Raw genomic sequence first — 26,378 nt, 5'->3', positions numbered from 1 at the left:
GCTTTTTGTACAGGCAGAGGGCGGTCTTTTTTCAAATATGCAAGTACTTTATGTTTTCACTATTCCTTTTGTAAGAGCAGAGAACGCCTTTGCTTCAAGCTTTCCAACTTTTCACTAATCTCTCGAAGCCGCACACTACACTGCTCCCAATGAAGATCAAATTGCTGTTGCTTTACATTCACACTGTTCTTGACTAGCGCGCCACGCGCTATCAATTGTTGGAACTCCGCTACCTGTTGACCATGAACACTACATTGACTCTGTACTTCTTTCAACAGTTGTTGCAGAACATCAACAGGAAATGTAGGAAACTTACGACAAAGAGCTTGGAGACGTTCTTGATCCATAGATTGGTTTCCCGAAAATACAGAACGCAAATATTTAATAACAGCCTGTAAGTGGGACTTACTGTATTCCTTTGCTCGCTCACGCATAATATAGCGCACTCGTCGCAAAGCAATATCGCACTGATGACGAATAAGCACTTCAGTGTTCTCTTCAAGCATTTCTTTAATACCATAAGCTTCTTGCATCATAGTAGCCACATCTGTATAAGGTGCGCCAATTGGAGAAAGAGAACAAGCAATGTTAGCTAAAGATTTATGTTTATAAATATAAGCAGAAAGTGCAGCTCGCACCTGTATAAAATCGTTAGTATTTAACAACTCATTCTTCTCTAATTTCTTAGAAAGAATCTTTAGTAATCTAAAAGCTTCTAGAGCCTGAGAATATCCGGAACCTTGAATGGAAGAATCTGAAAACCTCACAAAAGGCATCAAGTTGGGTAAACCCAAAATCCTCAAGCTCTCTTCTTTACGACTAAGAACAGCTTCCTTTGTTTCTCTTTTTAAAATACGCGTCTTTAATTCGGACTGATCTCTCATAGTGGAACGACAAATTCCTCGGCATGCATATAAATGAAAACCTTCTTCTAAGGTCGAAATCTGTCCAGATAATGCAACCGCAACAACACGTCGTTGAAATTGCTCCTTAGCTCTCTGTTGTTCTTCACAAGATACAGAATCACAATACATAATAGCAATGAGCTTAAGAAGCTCTTCAATCTCTTGGGTTACATTAAACTCTCTAGTTTTAGAAAGCTTAGGAGCACTCTCAAGAGCCTGTATTAAGATATCACGAATTGTCGTCTTAAGCTTAATATCCTGCTCTAGATTTACGTATGCCCGATTTTTATCCATGATCTTTTTCTCTAGCTGCTCACTATAGGCTTGTTCCATGTCATTCTGCTTCTTTCGCGTACATAACCTTAAACGCTCTGTAACCAGCAAGTCTATTTCCTTATTGATCAGTTCCAACTCAGCTTGAACAACGTCTTGCAAACACAACTTGTCCTGATTCAACATTGCATAATCATCAACCTTTAATCCCTGCTCCTGTTGAGGAATCGTCTTCTTCTCTCCATCAGTAGCTGGAGGCTTATCCTGAAAACGCTTTTTCATCTGTTGCTCAAAGAACTTCGAATCCTTGCGGAATTCTTTTATAATCTCTTTAGCAGTTGTTTCTTTACCTGTGTGAAAATCATGCATATCTGAGGTTATCTCTTTAGCCCAAGTAATATGACAACCTTCTAGACTTAAAGTATCCTGGAGCTGTGCTAAACGATTTAACCTCGTATTCCCAAACTCTGAAGGAAAAACTTTAGTCGCAGGTAACAATATCTCGGCATTCTCCACAACACGAGCATCTAAGAGTTTCTTTTCTAAAACATGCCCAAAAATCAACGGGATAATTTGTAGACATATAAACCCTATACACAATGCAATAAAAATCCAGAGTGCCTGAGATACAATCAACATTAAACTCATCACACAAATAAATAACCCCAGCAATGCACCGATTATGGTTTGAGCAAGATTCCACTTTTTCACTATTTTTTCTATATTCTTCAAAAAGCTATCTAAATTTGCTTGTTGTAACTCTAAGAAACTTCGATATTTTTTCTGACTTTCTATAATATTTGCTGCTAAGCCTTCTTTCACTTCTGGAGTAACTTCCTTTAAGACTGCTAAAGGCTCAGGAGCAGCCGTACTAGATGTCGTAAGTACCTCCTCAAGATCAAGAAAGTTCGCCTTCTGCATCGCCATAAAAAGCTGCGATATAGCTTCAGTAATCTTTGTGGGGTCATATTCTAAAGGATTCTGAGTGGCTGTTTCAAAAGTTGCCATTCCTTGTAAAACAGCTTCCAAATTCTGAATTCCTTCTTTTACAAGAGTGTTCAACTGTATCTGGCTTTGTTCACGTGAAGAAGCTCGCTGTGCCTTTGCTGTTGCCCGGAGTTGCGTTCGTTTTACTTCAAGCTTCTCTTCCAATTTTTTGTCCTTAGTCGTTAAGGACTGGAATAACATAGCCCCTGAGGAAATTCCCTCCTCACAGATTTCCTGCTGCACTTCCTGAAGTGTAGAAGAAAAAACAGAAAGCTCACTACACAGCTGTCGGTATTCCTCAGACCATGCGGTTATCTCTTCCTGAGTCGGCGCACAATGCTTTTCTGTACACTTGTTGAACATGTCATTTAAATATGCGCGACTCTTTAAAAGACACTCCCCAATATCTCCAGTGAAATTAGCCTCCCCAATTTTGCTGATAAGTGTATCAATCGAAGGATAGGACTGCGCAAAATCTTTAAATAGTACGCGACTAAGTTTTTCACCCTTAAATATATTATATCTCGCTTCCCAAGACTCTAGCTTCTCCGTGAGCTCTTTTAGGCGTTGTTGTAAGAGTGTCTTTTCTTTAGTAATCTTATCCAGAGATTTCATCGAGACAGCACCCCACTCATCAGAATACAATATCCCCTTAAGTTGTGCTAGAATGCTCTTCAATCCTATACATCGCTTCTCTGGATGGCTTTGGAGGGCAGAACTCACATTTTTCTCTACAAACCTTCCATATTGAATAGCTGTGCGTACCTGATCTAACAACTGTCCAGTGTCCCCTAAATTTATAAGGTAATCAATAAGCGCTTTATTAGCCTTAACCTCGCACTCCTTAATCGACGCATTTCCTTTTCCTAATGCCTGACGTATCTGATATCTTTCCAATTTTAGCTTTTCACAAAGCACTTGGAGTTCTTGACAAAACTCATTCTGATCTATACTCCCTGATATCTTTGTTAAAACAAGTCTTTGAAAGTCTTTACGTATCCCAGATAACAACATTAAACGCGTTTGATTGCACCCTTCCTGCACCCCAAGCTGATGATGAAGCGTCTCAATTTCAGCTACCTTCTTATCCTCTACCTGCTGCATATTGACTAGATACTCATAACACGAAATTAACTTTTCTAAATCATAAAGCCATTGTGCTGAAGTGCAGTGATCTACTAATAGAGCAAGATCCTGAAATATCTTGGAAGCGTGATCTAAAATACGACTGCAGCTCTTAAGATATTCTTGTGTAGTTTGAGGCAATTGAGGATTCCAACTAACAAAAGTCTTACTATCGAGATAGGCTCGCGTGTATTGATCCAGGGCTTGGCGAGCCTGTGTTCCCATGTACTTGCCATAACCACAGACACTCATAATCGTTTTGGCAAGATCTATAAACCCCTCGGAACTTACGAAATCTCCGTGGTAAACTCCTGAAACCAGTAAAGCATCTCTTTGCACTTTTTTAATTGCTTCGTCTCCTTTTATGCCTCCAATAACCTTTTCTTTAATCATACGCACTTCTTGACTACGCTTCCGCCACTCAGCATCCTTCACATGATTGATACCTAGAAGAGCCTCAACTTGGTAAAACTGTGCTATCCTTTCTGAGGCAAAATCTAGGGATGCATCTCTTTTAGCGCCTCCATCAGGTCTTTCTGATTCCGAGTCAGCACGTAATTGCAATTTAACTGCTAAGCTCTTTTCCTGTTGCTTCGTTGTGATGTTATATTTATGCAAGGTCAACGCCTTTAAATCTGAATGCTGACTCATGATCTGCTTGTAGTAGAGCTGGTACCCCAAGTATTTCAATCGAATTTTTTGACATTTTTCTCGCAACTTGTATGAAACAACTCCTATAGCTATCCCCATTCCAACAAGCACAAGAATAGGAATCCAAAGAGAGAGCCCCAATCCCAAACATATAGGCAAAACACAGACGATTGCTATACCAATCAAAGTAATAATTAACAAAGCAATCTTATAGGCGCGGTATTTCTTCAAATCTGAAGCTTCCATAGCTTTAATATGGTTTTCTAGATTTTCTAGGACAGTCCAACGCGCAATCAACGGTGCTCGCAATCCTTGAGCTTCAGGACTTAAAGGCTGGTCAACTTGTGGGGATCCTGATTCCAGGATGTTACTCTGCGACCAAGAGGGGATACCCTGAACAAAAGTAACTGGTGAAGAAGCCATCCTTCCTCCAAAGAAATAAAAAGATACGGAATTTATTGAGCTATTATAAACCTAAAAGATATTTATAATAAATAGTTTGATGAAATTATTAGAGGTAATGGTAAAAATATTAATAAAAATATGAATACTGATTAAATAATTTATTTTAATAGTAAATTACCCAAGCTTAAGAAGCTTAACAAAAGCTTCCTCAGTAAGAATGGGAACTCGCAATTCCCTAGCTCTTTTCAACTTGGACCCAGGGTTTGTCCCTACAATAAGATAATCTGTCTGTTTGGATACTGAAGAACTCACTTTACCCCCACTATTGCGAATAGCAGCTTCTGCCTGAGACCGAGACATTCCCAACAAAAAGCCGGTCATAACAAAGACCTTTCCTACACACATAGAATTTACCTCTTGATAAGGAGAAATTTTAACCCCTAAAGCCAACATCTTTTCAATCTCTTGAATATGCTGAATACTAGCAAAGTAATCGATAATAGAGTGTGCAACTTTCTCCCCAATACCCTCAACAGTAAGCAAAGCCTCATAAGGTGCAGAAATTATCTTTTCTATGGTGTGAAAGCAACTGGCTAATGCAGAGGCTGCACTAATACCAACATAAGAAATACCCAAAGCTACAAGAAACCGATCTAACGAAACATGTTTCGCTTTTTCAATACCAGCCAAGAGATTTTCCACCGAGCGTTCGCGAAACCCCGGTACTTGAAGCAAATCTTCTTTTGTTAACTGAAAGATGTCTGAGAAAGTATGTAGCATCCCCAAATCAACAAGCTTTGTTATGATCTTCATTCCTAAATGTTGAATATCTAAAGCACTTCGACCTACAAAAAAACGAATTTTTTCAATAACCCCAGCGGAACAGGAAGGGTTGCTACAGCGAACTCCAACCTTATCAGGTTCACGAACTAGCTTGCCATGACATCCAGGACAAAACTCAGGCATCTGCCATAGCTGAGAATTTTGTACACGCTTATCCTTACAAACTCCTACAATCTTAGGGATAACCTCTCCCCCTTTTTCCACATACACAGTGTCACCAATACGGATATCCTTCCTATGAATTTCTTCTTCATTATAAAGAGACGCTCGAGATACCAAAGATCCCGATAATACAACAGGTCGTAACTTCGCTACAGGAGTAAGAACTCCCGTTCTTCCTACCTGCACAATGATATCTTCAATTATCGTTTCTACTTGTTCAGGAGCATATTTATATGCCAACGCCCACCGATAATGCTTTCCTGTCATCCCCAACCTTTGCTGGTTCATTAAGCTATCGACTTTTATCACAGCTCCGTCAATCTCCATAGGAAGAGTATACCGCTCTATTTCTATTGTTTGTAATATGGAAATCACGTCATCTGTTGTTTTACAATACTGAGGGTGACCACACACAGGAAATCCCCATGTACGGCAATGTAAAAGGTTTTCATAATGAGAATCATTCATCCCCGTAGTTATCACAGTATAAATAGAAATTTCCAATTTTCGTTTCGCCACTTCTTGAGGAGAAAGTTGCTTTAATGTGCCTCCAGCAGCATTGCGGGGATTAGCAAACATAGGCCTCCCTAGTTGCTGTTGCTTTACATTGATCTTTTCAAAAGTAGAACACAAAAAAAAGACTTCCCCCCGCACCTCTACAAATTCTGGAGCATCTCTAGGAAGCTTTAAGGGGAGGGAACGTATAGTGCGAATGTTCGCCGTTATATCTTCTCCCTGACGTCCATTGCCTCGGCTTAAAGCTTGGACTAGAACACGATCTTCATAACGTATAGCAACTGCAATGCCATCAATTTTAAGTTCTACAACATAAGTCGGAGTATAGCTCAACGTTTTCTTAACACGAGAAAAAAACTCCTCGAGTTCTTCTCTAGAATAACTGTTCGCAATAGAAAGCATAGGAGGCTGATGATCGACAACAGCGAATCCTCCAGAGGGACGATCACCCAAACGGATTGATGGCGACCACAAGACTTTCCAATCAGGATGGTGAACTTCTATCTGAAGTAATTCACGCATTTTCATGTCATAGACATAATCAGAAATCTTAGGATCGTGAAGTACATAATAAGAATAATCATGATCTGCTAATTCCTGACACAACATCAGGTAGTACTCTTTAGAACCCTTCCCCCTCATCCACCAAATCTCTTACCCGACGTTTCTAGCACAACGAAAACCATAAGTACTATTTACCGCACCAGGATTATTGCGATGACGATGAGCACAACGTAAATCATCTTTTAAGCTTTTCCAACATCCACCACGCAATACACGATACACCCCTTGAGCCGGACCTTGAGGGGATTCTGGTTCCTGAGCAGAAATCTCATAGAAATCATAGCCATACCAATCCTGACACCACTCATAAACATTTCCCGCCATATCATAAAGCCCATAAGAATTACAGGGATAACTCATCACTGCCGTTGTATCCGATGTGAAAAAGTTGGCTTGGCTTTTTTCTACTTCCTTACCACAAGGATAACGCAGCTGCGCAGCACCTCCGCAAGCAGCAATCTCCCACTCTGCTTCTGTAGGGAGACGCTTTTCAACCCAATCTGCATAGCCTGTAGCACCATACCAAGTGACACCAACAACAGGATGTTTAGCATACCCAGGCTCTATAACAAGTTTCCCTGAACGACGCTGAATACGCGAATCTTTAAGACGAATCAATTCATTATAATATCTATCTTGTTCACCATCGCAACAATTAAGGTACCGAATAAATTGTTCGTTAGTCACAGGATAGATATCTAAGAAAAAACTATTTAAAATTATTTTATGAACAGGAAGTTCATCACGTTGACCTTCAGAACTTCCGCGAGAAAATTCCCCCCCTTCGATAAGAACCATCTCTGTGAACAAAGGTAAGGGCTTGGGTTTTTCTTTTTCTAGTTCTATATAACGACTCACTACAGGCTCACGAACAAGTAGAGACTGAAGAGCATGGGAATAGTCCTCTTCCTTTTCACATTCTAGTTTAGCACTTACAGAAGTATCCATAGCCTCGTCTATAGAACACGCCTCAACAAGCACAAACTCTAAATGCTCCGTAGCTTCCTCTTGCTGAATTACTTGGTATGCACCTTCTCCACGCATAACGTCAGGATGCGAAACTACCGGACAAACATCTTCGACAACTTCTCGCAAAGAGCCTTGCGTACATGTAGAAATGACACTAAGAAACTGGTCACCTCGAAGTTTCTTTCTAATTAGGGGAGAAAGCACACGAGCCCGTTCCTCTAAAGAATAACTCAAACAAGAGCATAAAAGTCTATCCCAATCATAAACATAACTAGGAAAGGCTATAGAAGGCATAGGGAAAACCCCTTGGGGAAGAAAGCCAAAAAGAAGATAATAGACAATCATGCCAAAAGCATAAACATCTTGAGTCCTTTCTTCAGAGGGCTGTTCCAAAACTTGAAAAAGAATTCTTTCCCTAAGTTTAACTTGTTTCTGTTCACTTTCACCTATCAAAAGTTCCTGCAAGGCACGTTCCTGAACCAATGACGAAAACCCCAATTCAGGAAGTAGAACTTCTGGAACATTATCCAAAATTTGAATATGCACCGTATTAAGATCCCAAGCCCCTTGAAATACACCTGCATTATGAACATAATCTAAAAGTTCAGCAAGTTGATGAACCAAAGCTACTATTTCTAGTTCTGTAAGAGGCTGAGAAAGGCTAGCAAGGTACTGCGTTAAGGGAATCGCAGCCACGCTATGCTCTTGCATCACTAGAAAACATTGCTTGGAAATCTGAGAAACATTTTCAATAACTGCAACGCCACGATGTTTAAGTCGCGCTAATTTAATAACAACATCATGAAAAGCTTTCATAAAAGCTTCTGAAATAGCTAATTCTGGAAGAAGAAGCTTGATGCCGTAGCGTTTTTTTATAAAACGGTGTTCAGCAAGAAAATCTTGGCTCCATGAAGTCTGTCCGAGACAATAAAGAATCTTATAGTCACCTAATAGCTCTACTTCCGATTCTTTCTCATTTTCCATAGGGCAAACTCCCTTGCCTTGCCACATTGAGACTTTTCGCCTTACATTCACATGAGGTAACTATAGTGAGGTGAAACGAAGATTGCAACAAGCAAAAAAAACACTAGATAAACTCTGATGTTTTCTAACAAAATGTTCCTCAACATAATGTGAAAATAAAAAAAGATAAATGCTATGCTCTAGGAAAAATGTCCCTCCTTAAGTTCTATAGCATCACTGCCTGCGCTGTCCTCTGTTTTACAATCGCCATTAAAGTAACTCGTGTACTCATTCCCCAGCTTTTCTAACTCTAGTAGCTTTACTTTCATCTCTTCATCACTACTATCTTCTACTTCTAATAAATACTCGTCCAATGCACTATCTGCAGTAGTCTCTTGAATAACAAGATCCAAGTCAGTCTTAGAACTAAGAAAAAAAGAACTTGCCGAAGCAACTGGAATTGGAAGAACTGAAGAAGTATCAGACTCTACATCAGCCTTTTCTTCTTGACTTTTCAGAACCTCCTGCGAATCACTCTGAAAAAAATCTAATTTAGAACTTTTCTGAAATTTGTTTTTCATAAGAGAACCTTTCACTATAGCACTATCCAAATTTTTGTCTTTTGGCAAAAGACCAAGAAATCCACATACCAGTACGACTGCCCACACAAACAATGCCAATCCAAAGACAATTGAAAAAAAGCCGGCAGCAATACCTATAGAGCTACTAAAAGCTGTAGCCAAAATTCCTACTACCAAGACTGTCTTAGCCACTATATATAAAAAAAAAGCGAAAACAACTCGAGCTATGTCCTCAGCTTTATGTTCAGTCCGGAAAGAGGGAATAGCCTCTGCAGAACAGTTAAAGCTTCCTAAGCCAAAAAGCACAGTTTTAGCAAATTGAAAGCAAGACATCCGATCTCCAGATAACTTGTATTAAAAACAATACAAAAGCCTATTATACATCGTATTTAAAACATAAGAAAAACTATCTATCTCAATTTAAAAATATATTTTATATTTATAAGTTCTCATCCTTATGAAACAAAGCAGCCGCATCCATAACATACTTGTGCATATGAATGCTAAACAAAAAAAACTTATCCATAAGGAAAAAGAAGAAAACCCAGGCTTTCTTACTTAATAGACATACAATAGACACAAAAATGTCAGTTAAGCTACGAAAACACTCGTAGATGTGTCAAGTATTTGAGGGAACTTGATTTTCTTTTTCACGAAGTAGTGATGTTGCGACTTGCTTCCAGTGTGAAGGCAAAAGTTTTATTATCCAAAATACAGCAAGAAAAATCATCAAAATACCCAAGACAAAAGAAAAAGCCCCAGCAAGAATCTCTACATTAAGAACACCCCAAGAACCCACAGCAATTCCGCAGACCAGAGCTGCTAAACCAAGACACAATACTATAATAGTAATAATAAGACGACAACCATCTACCCAACTTTTTTCAAAAGGTGGCACATTGACAACAAAAAATCCATTCAACCCCAAGCGTCCGCTTACATCTTTACAAAACTCTACCCATGTCATAGAATAAAACTCCTTGATTGTATGATGTAAAGCATAATACATAGTAGACAGCAAGATCTCTACAAAATCAATCCGTAGGTAACAAATACTGCTCTGCTTTTTATCCATTTACCCCCACGCATAATGCACACTAAAGTCTCTTCGTTATTTTAGTTGTGAAGAGTAGTGTGCTAAGTTACAATCTCCTCATTTTCATGCAATTCTTTTCAAGTTTGATTCTGAAGATATAAAGCTCATTTCTTGTAAAAAAGAAAATAAGCTTTATATGTCAGAGACTCTCATGAAGTTATGGCCTTTTGGATTTTCTACTCTAGACAGCTAGACAGTATGACTAGACAGAGTGCCATTTATATTGCGCGTTATTCTATAAAGAAAATTACAGGAAATATGGCGGAAAAGCATTATGCTGGTCGTGCTCCTGAATTTCTTTTGTAGTTAAAAACTAATTTTGTTCCCGGTGAATGCCGGTGGGAAAAAAGCAGGAGATTTATTTATGACGTTGCCCTCATCATTTACTGGGTCGCTTGCCTCAATAGTTTCTGGATTTGCTAGAGTTACAGAAAAAAGACAGCAGCCAAAATTTTGATATATGCTGGATGTAAAAAGGTTCACCAGAAGTTTAAAAAGTGCCTCAAAAATTAAAGCATTGGAATAGGAATTTTACCTAGCATAATGGAACCCCAGTTGAATATTAATTACGCTAGGCGACACCAAATTAACCAAATTTTTTTAAAAAATTTATGCTGAGAAAGTCAGTACATTATAAAGTTTCAAATACTATTCGATCCGTTCATTTTATAAAACTAGACGACGATAATCAGCAGCTAAATATTGCCATTCTAAAAGAGTAGAACGCCAAGCACATTCTCGAGAAAATTCGAAACGATATAACAGGGCGGAGACTAAAGCAAAAGTCAATAAAACAACAGCTACCATAATAAAACAAGAAACTACCCAAACAGAGGCTACACCTACAACTCCTGACCACAATAATACCGCCATAACAATAAAAAGAAGAGCAACAACTACAGCTAAGGTTTCAAGCCCTAGCCTGGAGCGCGCTACCATCCAAGATGGGTGAGACTTTTCTTTCAACTGCATTTCTATAGTATACAGTTTTTCTGCTGCATGCCTACGCATAGAGGCACTTTGTGAATGTGAATTGGATACTAATACACCTAAACTCATAAAAGCTTATAAATACCATTTTTAAAAAAAATATAATCAAAAATACAATTAATTCACATTAAATAATCACGGAGCTATTGTTGATACAACTTTTTGGATTTCATGAAAAAGAGTAAAAGAATGCAGTTCTTCTTTAGAAAGACCTTGCTTTGTTACTAGGGCTTCAATAACAAGAAAATATTTTAACGCCTTTGCATAGTCATATCTATCACACAAAATCTTGCAAAGTTTGAGATGAAGAGAAAGATCATTTGGAGATAGGTCAGCACAACGCTCTAATAGAGCGACCCCTTCAGCAATTTTTCCTAAGTGAAAGGCTATTGAAACAAGACGTCGCAGACCTTCAGAGCATTCTGGAGAACGTTTCATAGCTTGTTTGAGCTCTGTCTCATAATGGGCAACCTCTTGGTAAGTAGATCCAGGATAATGAAAAAGTAGGGCTAATGTCTGTGTATTTATCTTACTCGTAAGGTAATCATTAGCCACTGAACCTGGTTCTTTCGCACGACAACTTTGTTCTAAAAGAGCTTTCCCTTCTTTTTTTTTTCCACTAAGAATTTTTACAATGCCAAGAAGTTCTTTCAGTTCCTCATCTTTAAGATATTGTTGAGCTTTTTCATAAGCAATTTCAGCTTCCACATACTTTTCCTTTTGCAAAGCAAAAGACCCCTGATTCATAAACGTCAAACCTATCATTTCAGTAGGAGTACGGACTTGTAGTTTTTCTATATCCAAGCAATTGCAATAGTCTTTCGTAGCAAGATGACGTCCTCCTGCAGTTGTTTCAATATTCACTTCACCGCCTTGATAACGAAGATAAATATGTCCGGGGGGCGTAACAGCTTCCAACGGTAAGTCCAAACGTTGCGAGAGCGCGAAATATAATGATGAGATACCCAAGCAAACACCAAATTTCCTATCCGTAACCGAAGAAAGGAAGGAATATTCATCTGAAAACATTTCTTTTTTTGAAGGATACCGAATACCCTCTTCATAGAAAAGAATCGTGTTGATGGCCTCTAAAGTTGCTTTATGAAAAACCGGTGTTCCCAAAGCACACGGACATTGATCAAAATAACGCTGACGCTCAGCATGAATACGTAGGGCAAGAACATCAAGATAACCACTATAATAAGCAGCCTTTTTTTTTCCAAGATTACCCGGAAACTCTGCCAGTATTAAAGCGCGTGCCAAATCTTTATTAGGGTCTACTTCTACAAGCTCATCTAGAAAACCTAAAGAAAGTCCTGGGCAGGAGAGCTTCCGCATTAAAGCAATTTCCTCTACGGAAAATCTGTAATCTGTTTTCCCAGCACCCAAAATAGTACAAACAAATACAAAGACCTCGCTATTCTCTAATTGGGGAAAGAGTTGACGAATTCTACGAGAACTTTGTTCGTCATGATAAATTGCATGGTAAGCACAAAGAGCGTCTAACCTATAGGGATCCAAGTTCCAGAACTTTTCATATTCTTTAGCATGTTGAGAGCAACTCTGACATTCTTCTTCTATGGGATGTTTTTTGAATAAAGCACCCCATACACTCGGTCCAAAAAGCAAAAGATATAAAAGAAACCACCTAAACATAGACTTTTCTAAACTTTAAACAAACGTTCTAGAAAAAAACAAAAAGCAATTCAGTAAAAGTACATGACTTACATGAACCTATCTACTTTAAGCAATAATTAGCTAAATGTCTAGCGTAAGGACTACCTCGGTAAGCTTCGGAAATCTTCCTAAGTTTTTAGAGAGGATATTTTTTAACTCTAAGCAGGAGGTGCAATTTGCTCCGCTTTTTTAAATACAATAACATCCTTAACCATGGTAAGCTCCACAGAAGAATTTGCTTTGATATCCCCTTTGAGTAAAGCTTTAGAAAGTATGATGACTACCTTTTGTTGAATAAAACGCTTTAAAGGTCTTGCTCCAAAAGCACTATCATATCCTTGTTCACTAAGAAACAATGTTACTGAGTCATCCCAAGATAAGTTCACATGGCGTTCTTTCAATCTTTGAGAAATTTTTCGCATTTGAATACCGACAATTTTTACAATGTCTTCCGTTGACAAAGGGAGAAAAGGAAGTATGTCATCAATACGATTAATAAACTCTGGGCTTAAGTAACGCTTTAACATAGGAGAGACAACAGAAAGGACAGCTTCTTTAGTAATTTGCTTACCTTTTTTATTACAGTACTCAGCAAGTTCTTCAGAGCCAATATTTGAAGTCATGATGAATAAGGCATGTTTACAGTTCACTTTACGTTTTTTATTATCGGTGAGAAGTCCCTCATCGAAAATCTGCAAAAGAATATTTAAAACTTCTTTATCAGCCTTCTCTATTTCATCAAACAGGACTACAGAATAAGGACGCCTTCGTAAAGCTTCAGACAGACTACCTCCCTCTTCGTAACCGACATATCCTGGAGGTGAACCTATCAATTTCGATACAGAATGCTTTTCCATATATTCAGACATATCAAAACGTATCATTGCCTCTTCTTTATTGAATAAAAAATCTGCAAGAGCTTTAGCAAGTTCTGTTTTTCCAACTCCTGTAGAACCTAAAAATAAGAAAACTCCCAGGGGACGTTGAGGATCACTCAAACCTACCCGAGCTGCGCGGATAGAATCACTAACCGCAGAAATAGCAAATGGTTGACCTACCACACGTTCTTCTAATGCCTCCTCAAGAACAAGAAGTTTTGCAGCTTCTCCTTCTAGCATTTTTTGTACAGGAATGCCTGTCCAGTTAGCAACAACTTGAGCAATAAGTCTCTCATCAACTTCTTCTTGCAAAAGCCGGTGATCTCGTTGGATTAAAGCAGTTTCGTCTTTCTTTATTTCTTCTTCTAACGCAGGAATCAAGCTATAGCGCAATTCAGCAACGCGGTTGTAATCAGCAACACGTTCTGCTTCCTCTTCGGCAAACTTCATATTTTCCAAAGAATTTTTCTTTTCTTTCAATCCTGAGATTAATTTTTTCTCTTCATCCCAACGTAAACGTACAGCAACGAGTTCCTCTTGAACAGCGTCTATAGATTTCTGCATAGCTGCAGCTTCCTCTTGATAAGAAGCAGCCTTTTCTCGTTTTATTGCCTCTTGCTTGATAATTAAAGCCGCGAGTTCACGTTCTTTTTCATCAATTGGTAAAGGCAAACTGCCAATTTGCATACGAATCAAACTTGCAGCTTCATCGATTAAATCAATTGCCTTGTCTGGCAAAAAACGATCCGAAATGTAACGATAAGACAACAAAACAGCAGCATTAAGAGCGCCTTCTGTAATACGTACGCCATGGAAAATCTCATATTTTTCTCGCAACCCTCGAAGGATAAAAACAGCGTCTTCTAAAGAGGGTTCTGTAACAAAAATTGGTTGGAACCGTCTTTCCAAAGCAGCATCTTTCTCAATGTACTTTTGATATTCATTAAGTGTTGTTGCTCCAATACAATGGAGGGTTCCTCTTGCTAGCGCAGGCTTTAACAGATTGGCTGCATCCATAGAGCCTTCAGTAGCTCCAGCTCCAATAAGAGTATGTACCTCGTCAATAAAGAGAATGTTTTCCCCTTCCCCACCTTCTATGTCTTTCAAAACACTTTTTAAGCGTTCTTCAAATTCACCCCGATATTTAGCTCCAGCAATGAGAGCTCCCATATCCAAAACATAGAGTTGCTTACCTTTCAGCGACTCAGGAACATCACCTTGAACAATTCGAAGGGCAAGCCCTTCAGCAATCGCAGTTTTCCCTACTCCAGGCTCGCCAATAAGCATGGGATTATTTTTCATTCTGCGAGATAGTACTTGGATAGTTCTCCGAATTTCTTCATCCCTACCAATCACAGGATCTAATTTTCCCTCCCGTGCAAGCATCGTAAGGTTTTTACAATATCTTTCTAATCCTTTAAGAGCTGTTTCTGCACTAGGAGAATTCATACGATTGCCTCGTCGTATTGTACTAATCAGTTTTTTAAGATCTTCAAGAGAGACTTTTGTTGTTTTTCTCCATGAAGCAAATGGTTCTTTATTCGTTTGCCAAAAAGCAAGTAAGACGTGATCTCCTGACACATACTCGTCTTCTAATTCCTGAGCGGCTTTTTTCGCATCAATAAGTAAACTTTGCAGCCCAGGAGAGGGCTTAGGAACAACCTCACCTTCAACAACAGTGGGTTCGCGAGAAAGAGCATCGGTAACTGCAGAATTCAACAAAGCAACATTGCCATGAATGTTCTTAATAATTAAATAAAATAGGGACTCTGTATTTTCAAGAAGGCAAAGAAGAAGGTGGTTTTCAATAACGTACGTGTGCCGTGAAGATTTCGCAACTTCAAAAGCTTTTTCTAAAGCTTCGTTAATAGCATCCGAAAATTTATCCATAAGATCACCTTGGTATGCTGTTTAAAGAAAATCTACATTTTACATGAAGAAAATAAAAAAGCTACTTGCTTTCTTGAGAACGTTCTTTAGAATAAAGAAGATCATTTTGCTCTCGATGTTTCTGCAAACGCTTCCATTTTGCATTATATTGATAGAGCAAGCCATAATTCCGTAAGCTAAACGCAATTTCCTGACACTCGTCAATCAATTTATCCATTTTTTCGATACGAGGAACATCTAAACAATTAGAAATCTTTTCGGCACTACATTGTATTGCCTCAACAGCACGTAAAGCCTGATGAGTCAAAGAAGTTTCTAGTTCATTATCAAGCAAACTACTCACCTTTAAAGAAATCTTTTTGACTTCCTCACGAAGCGTAATCATAGCTTTCTCTGTTTTGTCTATACACTGAATAAGTTTTTCCACCGGGTCAATATTATGCCCATAGATAAGCTCTTTAGAAGTTATCTTAGAGCTTTCGTGACTAGGACCTTTAGGAAAAATATTGATAACAGATTCACCAAGAACTTTAGGAGAGTACATGGTGATAGTATCCCCTGCATACAAAGACACAAGGGAATCGATTTTTAAAACCAGCTTATAGCAATACAGCTGCCCTTCAGCGTTTCTTCTTTCCTCATTCATAATATTCTGTATTGCTGTTACAGAACCTACCACCTGACCTGCAAGACAGACATTCATGCCCTTGCAAGCACCTCCAGCATAGATAAAGGCTACGTGAAGTTCTTGTTTTCTATTCCCATGAGCTTTAGGGAAAAAAATCATCACTGCTAACAACCCTAAGATACCGACAACAACAAATAATCCTAAGCACATTGCTTTATGATCTGCTCTAGACATCTGCTCCTCTTAACTCCCGGACATTTGGGAACAAGCAAAAAAATTGCTCTACTAACGGTTCTTCTGTATCCATAAACTCTTGTTTCGTATAGATGCGCGGGATGGTGCCCTCATGATGTATCGCAATGCGATCTGCCAAAGTTAAAGTTAAAGCAATATCATGAGTCACAATTACACCCCCCATGCTCTGTTCATTGCGCAATCTTGCAATGAGTCGCGTAATTTCCTGACTTGTCATGGGATCAAGACCTGCAGTAGGCTCATCATAAAGCACTAATTTAGGCGCATAGATCAAAGAGCGCACCAAAGCAACTCTCTTCACCATCCCACCAGACAACTTAGTAGGCAAGAAGTCTGCAGCATACTCCAAGCCCACATCTCGTAAAGCATTCATTGCCTTCTCTTCGATATCTTCCTCAGAAAGTTTTTGAGTCTTTGCATTATATGCCCGTAAGCCAAACGTCACATTCTCCTTTACAGTAAGAAAATCAAATAGAGCTCCTCCCTGGAAGACCATCCCAATCATAAATTGCTTTAACTGGCCTTTATACAAAAACTCCTCAGCATAATCCACCTTTCCAAAGTCAGGACATTCTAAACCCATAATATGCCGCAAAAGGACACTTTTACCACTTCCAGATTTACCCAAAATTACTAAAAATTCATTAGGGAAAATCTCTAAAGAAACACCATTTAAAACCGTATGTTTTTGTCCTTCAACATCCAAATAGTTCTTATAAATATCATTTACATAAATCCACGGTAACATAACTTAACATAACACATGAAATAGTGTCGTAATGACACAGTTAATAAATACTATGGAGACATACGAAGCAACCATACCCGCAGTAATCACGTCAGTAATTCCGGAAATGCGACGATGGTGGGCAAGACCATAATAACAACCTAGCGAGGTGATGATAAAACCAAAAACTAAAGATTTAATAATAACCATCAATAAGTCTGAAAATAGTACGTTGCCAAATGTCATGCTCCAATATACCCGTGAAGGGATCTGAAAAACATAGCGGCAAATCCCATAACCCGCCAATATTCCTGACCATATAGCAATAATTACCAAAACTGGCATAACAAGTACTCCAGCAATAATGCGTGGTAAAGCAAAGTACTTTAAAGGATTCTCTCCTAAAGTCTTCATCGCACTGACCTGTTCAGTCATTCGCAACGTTCCTAGAAAAACAGCAATAGCTCCACTGACTTTTCCAGAAAGAGCCAAAGCTGTTAATACAGGCCCAATCTCCACCAAAATACTCTTTACAACAAAAAAACCTATAGCACACGAAAGACCATGCATTCCTAACTGATAATAAGACTGTAAAGCAAGAACAATTCCACTCACTATACCCGTAAGAACAGTGATAGACAATGAACGCACGCCAATATCATAACCTTGCAGATAAACAGAACGAATCAGACTCTTTTCCCACGAAAAACTTCTAATAACAGTACAACTAAACCCGATCCATCGTCCAATACCCAAAGGAAGACAAAAAAGAAACTGAAGCATACTGAGCTTTTTTTTTCTCTCCATAAGTCTCCTAATTGCTATAAAGATCTTTGTGAACTCACACCATGAAACACTTTGATTAAGGTATCAAGAATAACACCTTGTGCATAGATAAGATGCTCTTCCGTATGAACTGCAGAAATAAAGTTTACTTCTAAAGGAGAAGGCGAGAGATACACATTGTTGTTAAATATCTCACGATAAAATTCCTGAAATTTCTGCTCATCACTTGCCTTCACCTCATTGAAATTTTGAGGAGCCGTCCCAGCAAAAAACAAGCTAAACATCGAACCCTGATATACTAAAGATACAGGAAGCCCCTGCGTAGAGATTGCCTCTTCAATGGGGCAATAAAACACATCTGCAAGGTGTTGTAAACTATTATAAAAATTTTCTTCTCTACAGAGGTGTATGGAAGCGTATCCCGCAGCCATAGCAAGCGCATTTCCAGAAAGCGTTCCTGCTTGAAATACCATTCCATCCGGCATAAGATGATCTAAAACTTCTTTATGAGCAACAACAGCCGCTACAGGCGTACCTCCACCTAAAATTTTCCCATAGATAGTAATATCTGCAGTATGTTTCAAGGTGTCCCGAGCCCCACCAAATCCTAAACGGAACCCCGTAACAACTTCGTCCATAATGGACAAACTACCAAAATGACAACATTTTTCTATAATAACCTCTAAAAACCCTGGCTTAGGTAACACAACACCCATATTAGCACAAATAGGCTCAAAAATCACTCCAGCAACTCGCTCTCCCACGCACTCCATTACTCCACAAAATACTTCCAAATCATTGTAAGGAAGAGTTAAAAGCATAGAATCCATAATCTCTTGTTGAAGAATCATAGTAAGAGAGTCCAGATTCTCTGAGGTTATAGAAACCCCACCAAGGAGAGAGTCCGCGTGACCGTGATATGCTCCAGTAAATTTAATGATTATAGGTCTATGCGTGATTCCACGAGCAAGACGGACAGCTGTCATCGCTGCTTCTGTACCTGAAGAGACAAAACGTACTTTATGTTGGGCAAGACCCAAAAAAGAGAGTAAATCCGTGGCAAACGCTATTTCTTGTATAGAAGTTAATCCATAAGAACTCCCTTTAGAAGCAGCCAGGCAAATTGCCTTAACAATGCGTGGATGGCTATGCCCGTGAATCAAAGCACCCCAAGATCCACAAAAATCTATAAATTCTCGACCCTCACAATCCCAAAAAACATCACGATTTGCTGAAACAACAATAGGAGGAGTAATACCGACAGAACGGCAAGCACGCACAGGGGAATTTACCCCACCTGGAAATAATTCACAAGCTTTAGCATATGTCGCATTCATTTTATTAAATTTGGAAAACAATAATATAGTAAATTATTCAGAGTGAATTTCCAGGTATTTTGAAGAATACCTTAATTAATGACTAGGCAAAAATCATTTAAAGTAAAGACTAGTTTAATAATAAATTTTCAGGAACTGTTGACAATGAGGCATATTTACCTCCCAAATTTTTAAGAATTGAAGACCATAAATGCTCAGGTTCCGAAAAAAAGACATAATCTTTATCTCCTGGAGCCAGAAACCACTCGCCCTCTAAAAACTCTTTTTCCAACTGACCTGCTTGCCACCCGCTATAGCCAAAACATAAATTAATTTCAGGTCCAGATTCACTACTGGCAACTTCTTGAAGAAAAGTAAGATCTCCTCCTAAATATACAGAAGGACAAATTTCTAAAGTTTGCTCAGGAATTTCGGAACAGGAATGCAGCAACATCATTTGATTTGCTTGTAATGGTCCCCCCATGCAAAAACGAATATTATGGTTAGAAACTTTGTCAAAAGCAAAAATATCTTCAGAAATTTCAAACCCCAATGTTTTGTTTAAAATTAAACCAAAAGAACCATTTAAACTATGCTCACAAAGCAAAATCACACTGCGAACAAAAACTCCCTGATCCATATCAGGGGAAGCCACTAATAAAGATCCTTTTTCTAAAAGAGAGTAAGGAATTTTCGTCATAATTTACCTCATGCTTTAAGTCATTTCCTATTCTTCATAAGGAATAACAGCGTCAAACACGGCTTTAACACATAAAATAGGCACTTTATGAATTAAAGCAAGAGGAATGCTATCGCTAGGACGGGCATCCACATCAACACAATAGACGAGCTGCCCATTCTTTTGCTCTAACAATAATCGTGTATAGAAAACATTATCTTTATAATCATTAATCACCACACGTAAAACACGAATATCAAATCCTGAAAAGACAAAACTTAATACATCATGAGTCAAAGGTCTTATTGAAGGATGACCTGAGGCATCTACACCTTGAAATGCCTGCCCCATAGCAACATGGCCATAAATAGCAAATTTCTTCTCTTCAGTACCCAAGATCATGCCTGCATAATGACAAAAATTTACCAATTTATAAAAGTTAAGCAGCACCAAAGGAGTCTGTTCCAGGAGTTCTTTTTCTAAGCTCATATAGCGACTGAATATTCTTTACTAATTTGGCCTTGGTTATTGATAAACCATACCTCAACATTTTCTATAACAAACCCGACTTCAATAACGCCATGAATTTGTAATAGTCTAAGCAAATCTTTCTCAGGCTGAGGATAAAGCTCTGGAACACGAATATCGTAGATATAATTCCCACTATCCGTGAGAAATAGTTCCCCATTAGATTGAAAACGCCATGAGCCACAATAGCCTTGGCGAATCAATTCTTTAGCTATTGCACAACTTCCAAAACGGCTGATCTCCACAGGGAGTCCGAACTTTCCAAGCACAGCAACCTTCTTACTTTCATCCGCAAGAATAATTTTCCTTTTGGCAGCTTGTAAAAGAATTTTCTCCCTAAATAAAGCTCCTCCCCCTCCTTTAATCATTCGTAATTGCAAATCAATTTCATCAGCACCATCCACAGCAAGATCTATAGAAGAGAAACTTTCAGAATTTAAAAGAGGAATACGCAGGCTATTTGCAAGAGTATGGGATGCGCAAGAAGAAGCAATCGCCTGAATTTCTATTCCTTCTTTATGAATCTTATCCGCAAGAGCTAAAATGAACTCTCTAGCTGTAGATCCACTTCCCAAGCCCAAAATCATGCCTGGAACTATTTGAGATATAACCTCACGAGCAAGACACCGTTTCACATGAAGATAGGGATTTTTTTCCACAGCATTACTACCCATGCAAGAATTCTTTACATTATAATATAATTATCCAGAGACGTCAAATAATACCATCTCCATAGCAAAACGAAGCAATAATACTCAAAAGGCAAATAGCGAATAACTTAATAAAAATACATAAGAAGGAAAATAAAGCTTTCTCTCTTATGGGAAAAACATATCCGAATAAAAAAAATATTCCGCAAAAGACAGACTAGATAAGAGCTTCCACCAAGAATAAACATCAAGGAATTCCTTTTTTACTACTTACATGCAACAGCATGCCAAACAACTAAAAATCGTGTATCCAATTTCCCCAAACTTTATGAATTAGCGGGCTGAATATTTTTAGCCACAAAGCAAATACACATAAATCGCACGGAGTAACTCTTCCCTAAATACCAAGGAATTGGAAAAGTTAAATTCAAAAGTCCTATGGATAAAATATTCATGTAATAACTTGATTAATTGCAAAAAATAGACTAGTTAGCTAATCATAGGAGTTTTTTTATATTTTATGAATATCGCCGATCTTTTAATTTATCTTGATGCCCTTTTCTCTCCGGAGATATTCTCTGATTGCGCTCCCAATGGCCTACAAGTAGGGAACACTTCGGTTTCTGTACAAAAAATTGCTGTTGCCGTTACAGCAGACCTCGCTACCTTAAAACAAGCAGCTCAACTACAAACTAACGTCCTTATTGTACATCATGGGCTCTTCTGGAAAGGGATGGCTTACCCACTTACTGGTATGATCTACAATCGAATCCAGTATCTCATAAAATATAATATCCAACTCATTGCTTATCACTTTCCCCTAGATGCTCATCCAACTTTAGGGAATAATTGGAAAGTTGCCCATGACCTCAATTGGGACCATCTCCAACCTTTTGGATCCTCATCTCCATATCTAGGAGTACAAGGTTGTTTTGCCCCAATGAGCATAGAAACATTTATAGAACTACTAACAAACTACTATCAAGCAACCCTTCAAGGAAAGGCCTTAGGAGGCCCTAAAACAGTTTCATCAGCAGCGATCATCTCTGGAGGAGCGTATCGGGAGCTAACTCATGCTGCAGCCCGTAAGATAGATTGCTTCATTTCAGGAAATTTTGATGAACCCGCCTGGTCTATGGCTCTGGAAAATCAGATAAATTTTCTTGCATTTGGTCACACAGCAACAGAAAAAATTGGTCCTAAAACTCTTGCCGAGTATTTAAAAATAAACCTAGGTATCCCTACGGTATTTATTGATACAATCAATCCCTTCTGAAGCCAGTATGCTATACAATTCGTACTTGGCTTTTTCTAAGAAATTCCCTTATAGTAATGCCTTCTCTTATCCACTCTAATAGTAGAAGGAAGTTGTGTTATGACTGCAAACGAAACCTTTCCCTTAAGAAGGCAAGTAGCAGAAGAAAATTGTTGGGATACTACTCCTTTGTACTCAAATAGAGAAGCCTGGACAAAAGATTTCCAGCTTGTATACGCAAAAAAAGACTACCCTTTCTGGCCTGAGCTCTCTTTAACACATTATACCCTAGAGAACCCGGAATCTCTACATACCCTGTTAACAAAAACATTTGCTATAGAACGACAACTAGATAAACTCTATACCTATGCACACCTTATTCATGATCAAGATATTACACATCCAGAGGCAATTGCAGACTACCAATCCATTACACACCTCTATACTCTCTTTAAAGAAGAAACTGCCTGGATTCAGCCTAGCCTTATTGCACTCTCTTTAGACAAAACCGAAGAACTACTTTGCCACCCCTTTTTGTCCCCTTATAAATTTTATTTAGAAAAAATCTTTCGACTTTCTCTCCATACAGGAACTCCAAATGAAGAAAAAATTTTAGCTTCATCCTTCACAGCACTGAATGTTTCTAACAAAGTCTTCTCTTCACTAAGTGACTCAGAAATTCCCTTTGGAGAAGCTCAGGATTCAAAAAAACAAAAGCATCCTCTTTCCCATGCTTTAACCTCCTTCTACATGCAGTCCACGGATCGCGAGTTACGCCGTACAGCTTACCTAGCTCAATGCGAACGGTACTACAACTACCGGCATACTTTTGCCAATTTGCTCGATGGAAAAATTCAAGCCCATCTTTTTGCTGCAAGAGCAAGAAATTACTCTTCTTGCTTAGATGCTGCTTTATTTCAAAATAATATTCCTACAAGTGTCTACTTTACACTTATAGAAGAAATAAAAAAACATACCTTTTTAATTAATCGGTACTTTACTCTTAAGAAGAAAGTACTACAACTAAAAGACTTTCATTTTTACGATATCTATGCACCTATAAGTTCTGTGGAGCAGAAACACTATAGCTATGAAGAAGGCGTGCATCTTATTAGTGAAAGTTTGCAACCTTTGGGCTCAGAATATATCCACCTTTTAAGAAAAGGTCTTCTTTCAGATCGTTGGGTAGACAGATATGAAAATAAAAATAAACGCTCTGGAGCCTATTCTTCGGGCTGCTATGATAGCCCCCCCTATATCCTTCTCAATTACACAAACACTCTTTATGATGTATCTATAATTGCTCACGAAGTAGGGCATAGCATGCATTCTTATTTTAGTCGAAAATATCAGCCCTACCACGATGCGCAGTATCCTATTTTCTTGGCAGAGATCGCTTCGACCCTCAATGAAATGCTCTTAATGCATGGTCTAGCGGAAGTTAGTGAGTCTAAAGAGGAGAAAATCACTATAATCACACGCACTTTAGATACGATATTTGCTACTTTATTTCGCCAAACTTTATTTGCCACATTTGAATATGAAATCCACTCTGCAGCAGAGCAAGGTGTTCCTCTAACTGAAGAGTTCCTTTCATCAATGTACCGCAATCTGCAAGAAGAATTTTATGGTACAGTTATTACCTTCGATCCTTTTTCCTCATTAGAATGGGCAAGAATCCCGCATTTTTACTACAATTTTTATGTATATCAATACGCAATAGGGATTATTGCGTCCTTGTCCTTTGTGGAAAAAATTCTTAATAAAGAACCTAAAGCTGTCGATCTTTATCTGTCATTCCTAAAAAGTGGGGGATCAGATTTTCCACTACATATCTTGCAAAAGTCCGGGTTAGATCTACAAACAACCTCTCCTTTAGAAAAAGCTTTTACTTTTATTACCAAACAAATGGATTCTTTATCTTCCCTGATTTCAATCAATTAGGAATTATTTAGCACTTAATAACGTAAAGTGCTAAAGTTATTGCACAAAAAAAAAGGCTTTGTTATCGTAGTGCCTAAAACAGCAAAGTCTCTTACAACGTAAAACATAAGGAGCTTATACTATGTCTGATCAAACAACGACTCTCCGCATTAAACCTTTGGGTGATAGAATTTTAATCAAAAGAGAAGAAGAAGACGCCACAGCTCGTGGAGGTATTATTCTACCTGATACTGCAAAGAAAAAACAAGATCGTGCACAAGTTATTGTTTTGGGTACGGGAAAACGCAACGATGACGGTAAGGTGCTGCCTTTTGAAGTTGAAGTTGGCGATATTATTTTAATGGATAAATATGCAGGTCAAGAAGTTACTATCGATGATGAGGAATATGTCATTATACAATCGAATGAGATCATGGCCGTCCTCAAATAAAATAATAATTTACAGATTATAGAAAGTTAAGGAGTACAACGATGGCAGCAAAAAATATTAAATACAATGAAGAAGCCAGAAAAAAAATCTATAAAGGGGTAAAAACCCTTGCAGAGGCTGTAAAAGTTACCTTAGGCCCTAAAGGAAGACATGTAGTTATAGATAAAAGCTTCGGGTCTCCTCAAGTTACTAAAGATGGTGTTACAGTCGCTAAAGAAATTGAGCTCGAAGATAAGCATGAGAATATGGGAGCTCAAATGGTAAAAGAAGTCGCTAGTAAAACTGCTGATAAAGCTGGCGATGGCACTACCACAGCAACTGTTCTTGCCGAAGCTATATATAGCGAAGGATTGAGAAATGTTACCGCTGGTGCGAATCCTATGGACCTCAAAAGGGGTATTGATAAGGCTGTAAAAGTTGTTGTCGATGAACTCAAAAAAATCAGTAAACCTGTTCAAAACCATAAGGAAATCGCACAAGTAGCGACAATTTCTGCTAATAATGATGCGGAAATTGGTAATCTCATTGCTGAAGCTATGGAAAAAGTTGGAAAAAATGGCTCAATCACTGTGGAAGAAGCTAAGGGTTTTGAAACAGTTCTCGATGTTGTTGAAGGAATGAACTTCAATCGGGGTTACCTTTCCAGCTACTTCTCTACAAACCCAGAAACACAAGAATGTGTGTTGGAAGATGCTCTCATTCTTATTTATGATAAGAAAATCTCCGGAATTAAAGATTTTCTTCCAGTTTTACAGCAAGTCGCAGAATCTGGTCGTCCCCTACTAATCATTGCTGAAGACCTAGAGGGTGAGGCTCTAGCTACATTAGTAGTCAATAGACTCCGTGCTGGTTTTAGAGTCTGCGCAGTAAAAGCTCCTGGATTCGGAGATAGAAGAAAAGCTATGTTAGAAGACATTGCTATTCTTACTGGTGGTCAACTTATCAGTGAAGAACTCGGCATGAAGCTTGAAAACACAACAATTTCCATGTTAGGAAAAGCTAAAAAAGTTATTGTCACTAAAGAAGATACCACAATAGTTGAAGGTATAGGTAATAAAACTGACATCGAAGCTCGTTGTGAGAACATCAAAAAGCAAATCGAAGATAGCTCTTCAGATTACGATAAAGAAAAACTTCAAGAACGTTTAGCAAAACTCTCTGGAGGCGTTGCTGTAATCCGTGTAGGTGCAGCTACAGAAGTAGAAATGAAAGAGAAAAAAGATAGAGTTGATGATGCACAACATGCAACAATCGCTGCTGTTGAAGAAGGAATTCTTCCTGGTGGTGGTACAGCCCTTGTTCGTTGTATTCCTACATTAGAAGCGTTTCTCCCTATGTTATCTAACGAAGATGAAGTTATCGGTGCTCGTATTATTTTGAAAGCATTGACATCTCCATTAAAGCAAATTGCAATAAACGCTGGTAAAGAAGGCGCTATCATTTGTCAACAAGTATTAGCAAGAACAGCAAATGAAGGCTATGATGCTTTGCGTGATGTTTATACAGATATGATTGTCACAGGAATTTTGGATCCAACTAAAGTTACGCGTTCAGCTTTAGAAAGCGCAGCTTCTATAGCTGGGTTACTGCTTACAACAGAAGCTTTAATTGCAGACATTCCTGAAGAGAAAACATCTTCATCAGCTCCTGCTATGCCAGGTGCTGGAATGGATTACTAATCTTTTAGTACGTATTTCACAATTTT

At 38.4% G+C, this 26,378-nt stretch carries 19 protein-coding genes; 4 read left to right on the top strand and 15 right to left on the bottom strand.

Going from position 1 to position 26,378, the window contains the following annotated elements; translation table 11 throughout:
• Positions 1 to 59: 59 nt before the first annotated feature.
• From Cs308_RS03695 to rpiA, 15 genes are all read right to left on the bottom strand, one after another.
• Complete coding sequence (locus Cs308_RS03695) at positions 60 to 4,364, bottom strand: hypothetical protein (RefSeq protein WP_066482720.1); 4,305 nt, start codon at positions 4,362 to 4,364, stop codon at positions 60 to 62.
• Positions 4,365 to 4,520: 156 nt separating this feature from the next.
• Positions 4,521 to 6,509: an NAD-dependent DNA ligase LigA gene (ligA, locus tag Cs308_RS03690; RefSeq protein WP_066482719.1), complete on the bottom strand. Its 1,989-nt coding sequence runs from the start codon at positions 6,507 to 6,509 to the stop codon at positions 4,521 to 4,523.
• 12 nt (positions 6,510 to 6,521) lie between these two features.
• Positions 6,522 to 8,384: an SUMF1/EgtB/PvdO family nonheme iron enzyme gene (locus tag Cs308_RS03685; protein WP_066483443.1), complete on the bottom strand. Its 1,863-nt coding sequence runs from the start codon at positions 8,382 to 8,384 to the stop codon at positions 6,522 to 6,524.
• Between the two features lie 179 nt (positions 8,385 to 8,563).
• Entirely contained in the window at positions 8,564 to 9,277 is a 714-nt protein-coding gene (locus Cs308_RS03680; protein WP_066482716.1) for a hypothetical protein, read from the bottom strand.
• A 286-nt stretch (positions 9,278 to 9,563) separates the two neighbouring features.
• Entirely contained in the window at positions 9,564 to 10,019 is a 456-nt protein-coding gene (locus tag Cs308_RS03675; protein WP_066482709.1) for a hypothetical protein, read from the bottom strand.
• A 687-nt stretch (positions 10,020 to 10,706) separates the two neighbouring features.
• Positions 10,707 to 11,099 carry an inclusion membrane protein IncD gene (incD, locus tag Cs308_RS03670; protein ID WP_066482707.1) on the bottom strand — a complete coding sequence of 131 codons (393 nt, stop codon included), beginning with the start codon at positions 11,097 to 11,099 and terminating at the stop codon, positions 10,707 to 10,709.
• Between the two features lie 66 nt (positions 11,100 to 11,165).
• Entirely contained in the window at positions 11,166 to 12,686 is a 1,521-nt protein-coding gene (locus Cs308_RS03665) for a transglutaminase family protein (protein WP_066482704.1), read from the bottom strand.
• A 179-nt stretch (positions 12,687 to 12,865) separates the two neighbouring features.
• Positions 12,866 to 15,475, bottom strand: coding sequence for an ATP-dependent Clp protease ATP-binding subunit (locus tag Cs308_RS03660; RefSeq protein WP_066482700.1), 2,610 nt, complete (start codon positions 15,473 to 15,475; stop codon positions 12,866 to 12,868).
• Positions 15,476 to 15,536: 61 nt separating this feature from the next.
• The gene (locus Cs308_RS03655; protein ID WP_066482695.1) at positions 15,537 to 16,337 is read right to left on the bottom strand and encodes an MlaD family protein; all 801 of its coding nucleotides are present in this window, start codon (positions 16,335 to 16,337) and stop codon (positions 15,537 to 15,539) included.
• Entirely contained in the window at positions 16,330 to 17,106 is a 777-nt protein-coding gene (locus Cs308_RS03650) for an ABC transporter ATP-binding protein (RefSeq protein ID WP_066482693.1), read from the bottom strand. Before Cs308_RS03650 ends, Cs308_RS03655 begins: the two co-directional genes overlap by 8 nt.
• Positions 17,107 to 17,109: 3 nt before the next feature.
• Entirely contained in the window at positions 17,110 to 17,892 is a 783-nt protein-coding gene (locus Cs308_RS03645; RefSeq protein ID WP_066482691.1) for an MlaE family ABC transporter permease, read from the bottom strand.
• A gap of 14 nt (positions 17,893 to 17,906) precedes the next feature.
• Positions 17,907 to 19,208, bottom strand: a complete 1,302-nt coding sequence (gene hemL, locus Cs308_RS03640; RefSeq protein WP_066482689.1) for a glutamate-1-semialdehyde 2,1-aminomutase — start codon at positions 19,206 to 19,208, stop codon at positions 17,907 to 17,909.
• A gap of 109 nt (positions 19,209 to 19,317) precedes the next feature.
• Positions 19,318 to 19,887, bottom strand: coding sequence for a YqgE/AlgH family protein (locus Cs308_RS03635; RefSeq protein ID WP_066482682.1), 570 nt, complete (start codon positions 19,885 to 19,887; stop codon positions 19,318 to 19,320).
• A 27-nt stretch (positions 19,888 to 19,914) separates the two neighbouring features.
• Complete coding sequence (locus tag Cs308_RS03630) at positions 19,915 to 20,355, bottom strand: bifunctional nuclease family protein (RefSeq protein WP_066482680.1); 441 nt, start codon at positions 20,353 to 20,355, stop codon at positions 19,915 to 19,917.
• Positions 20,352 to 21,053 (bottom strand): ribose 5-phosphate isomerase A, encoded by a 702-nt coding sequence (gene rpiA / locus Cs308_RS03625; RefSeq protein ID WP_066483442.1) that lies wholly within the window; start codon positions 21,051 to 21,053, stop codon positions 20,352 to 20,354. The genes Cs308_RS03630 and rpiA overlap by 4 nt, the downstream gene beginning before the upstream one ends.
• 511 nt (positions 21,054 to 21,564) lie before the next feature.
• On the opposite strand from rpiA, the gene Cs308_RS03620 reads away from it, so the two are divergent.
• The 4 genes from Cs308_RS03620 (at position 21,565) to groL (ending at position 26,352) form a co-directional block, all read left to right on the top strand.
• The gene (locus Cs308_RS03620; protein WP_066482679.1) at positions 21,565 to 22,320 is read left to right on the top strand and encodes a Nif3-like dinuclear metal center hexameric protein; all 756 of its coding nucleotides are present in this window, start codon (positions 21,565 to 21,567) and stop codon (positions 22,318 to 22,320) included.
• 99 nt (positions 22,321 to 22,419) lie between these two features.
• Complete coding sequence (gene pepF / locus Cs308_RS03615; RefSeq protein WP_066482677.1) at positions 22,420 to 24,243, top strand: oligoendopeptidase F; 1,824 nt, start codon at positions 22,420 to 22,422, stop codon at positions 24,241 to 24,243.
• A gap of 121 nt (positions 24,244 to 24,364) precedes the next feature.
• On the top strand, positions 24,365 to 24,673 hold the full coding sequence (locus tag Cs308_RS03610) for a co-chaperone GroES (RefSeq protein WP_066482669.1): 309 nt from the start codon (positions 24,365 to 24,367) through the stop codon (positions 24,671 to 24,673).
• A gap of 41 nt (positions 24,674 to 24,714) precedes the next feature.
• The gene (gene groL, locus Cs308_RS03605) at positions 24,715 to 26,352 is read left to right on the top strand and encodes a chaperonin GroEL (RefSeq protein ID WP_066482667.1); all 1,638 of its coding nucleotides are present in this window, start codon (positions 24,715 to 24,717) and stop codon (positions 26,350 to 26,352) included.
• The last annotated feature ends 26 nt before the right edge of the window (positions 26,353 to 26,378 follow it).

The organism is Candidatus Chlamydia sanziniae (assembly GCF_001653975.1).
In the GTDB taxonomy this organism is placed as follows: Bacteria; Chlamydiota; Chlamydiia; order Chlamydiales; family Chlamydiaceae; genus Chlamydia; species Chlamydia sanziniae.
The sequence above is the reverse complement of the archived record's forward strand: the minus strand, read 5'-3'. Positions and strand labels throughout refer to the sequence as shown.

Excerpts from the sequence above, each read along its gene's own strand:
- hemL (WP_066482689.1), bottom strand. The coding sequence starts at position 19,208 with ATGAATGCGACATATGCTAAAGCTTGTGAATTATTTCCAGGTGGGGTA.
- Cs308_RS03620 (WP_066482679.1), top strand. The coding sequence starts at position 21,565 with ATGAATATCGCCGATCTTTTAATTTATCTTGATGCCCTTTTCTCTCCG.
- Cs308_RS03655 (WP_066482695.1), bottom strand. The coding sequence starts at position 16,337 with ATGTCTAGAGCAGATCATAAAGCAATGTGCTTAGGATTATTTGTTGTT.
- Cs308_RS03635 (WP_066482682.1), bottom strand. The coding sequence starts at position 19,887 with ATGACGAAAATTCCTTACTCTCTTTTAGAAAAAGGATCTTTATTAGTG.
- Cs308_RS03660 (WP_066482700.1), bottom strand. The coding sequence starts at position 15,475 with ATGGATAAATTTTCGGATGCTATTAACGAAGCTTTAGAAAAAGCTTTT.
- Cs308_RS03665 (WP_066482704.1), bottom strand. The coding sequence starts at position 12,686 with ATGTTTAGGTGGTTTCTTTTATATCTTTTGCTTTTTGGACCGAGTGTA.
- incD (WP_066482707.1), bottom strand. The coding sequence starts at position 11,099 with ATGAGTTTAGGTGTATTAGTATCCAATTCACATTCACAAAGTGCCTCT.
- Cs308_RS03695 (WP_066482720.1), bottom strand. The coding sequence starts at position 4,364 with ATGGCTTCTTCACCAGTTACTTTTGTTCAGGGTATCCCCTCTTGGTCG.
- ligA (WP_066482719.1), bottom strand. The coding sequence starts at position 6,509 with ATGAGGGGGAAGGGTTCTAAAGAGTACTACCTGATGTTGTGTCAGGAA.
- Cs308_RS03630 (WP_066482680.1), bottom strand. The coding sequence starts at position 20,355 with ATGAGCTTAGAAAAAGAACTCCTGGAACAGACTCCTTTGGTGCTGCTT.
- groL (WP_066482667.1), top strand. The coding sequence starts at position 24,715 with ATGGCAGCAAAAAATATTAAATACAATGAAGAAGCCAGAAAAAAAATC.
- Cs308_RS03650 (WP_066482693.1), bottom strand. The coding sequence starts at position 17,106 with ATGTTACCGTGGATTTATGTAAATGATATTTATAAGAACTATTTGGAT.
- pepF (WP_066482677.1), top strand. The coding sequence starts at position 22,420 with ATGACTGCAAACGAAACCTTTCCCTTAAGAAGGCAAGTAGCAGAAGAA.
- Cs308_RS03685 (WP_066483443.1), bottom strand. The coding sequence starts at position 8,384 with ATGGAAAATGAGAAAGAATCGGAAGTAGAGCTATTAGGTGACTATAAG.
- Cs308_RS03610 (WP_066482669.1), top strand. The coding sequence starts at position 24,365 with ATGTCTGATCAAACAACGACTCTCCGCATTAAACCTTTGGGTGATAGA.
- Cs308_RS03675 (WP_066482709.1), bottom strand. The coding sequence starts at position 10,019 with ATGGATAAAAAGCAGAGCAGTATTTGTTACCTACGGATTGATTTTGTA.
- Cs308_RS03645 (WP_066482691.1), bottom strand. The coding sequence starts at position 17,892 with ATGGAGAGAAAAAAAAAGCTCAGTATGCTTCAGTTTCTTTTTTGTCTT.
- Cs308_RS03680 (WP_066482716.1), bottom strand. The coding sequence starts at position 9,277 with ATGTCTTGCTTTCAATTTGCTAAAACTGTGCTTTTTGGCTTAGGAAGC.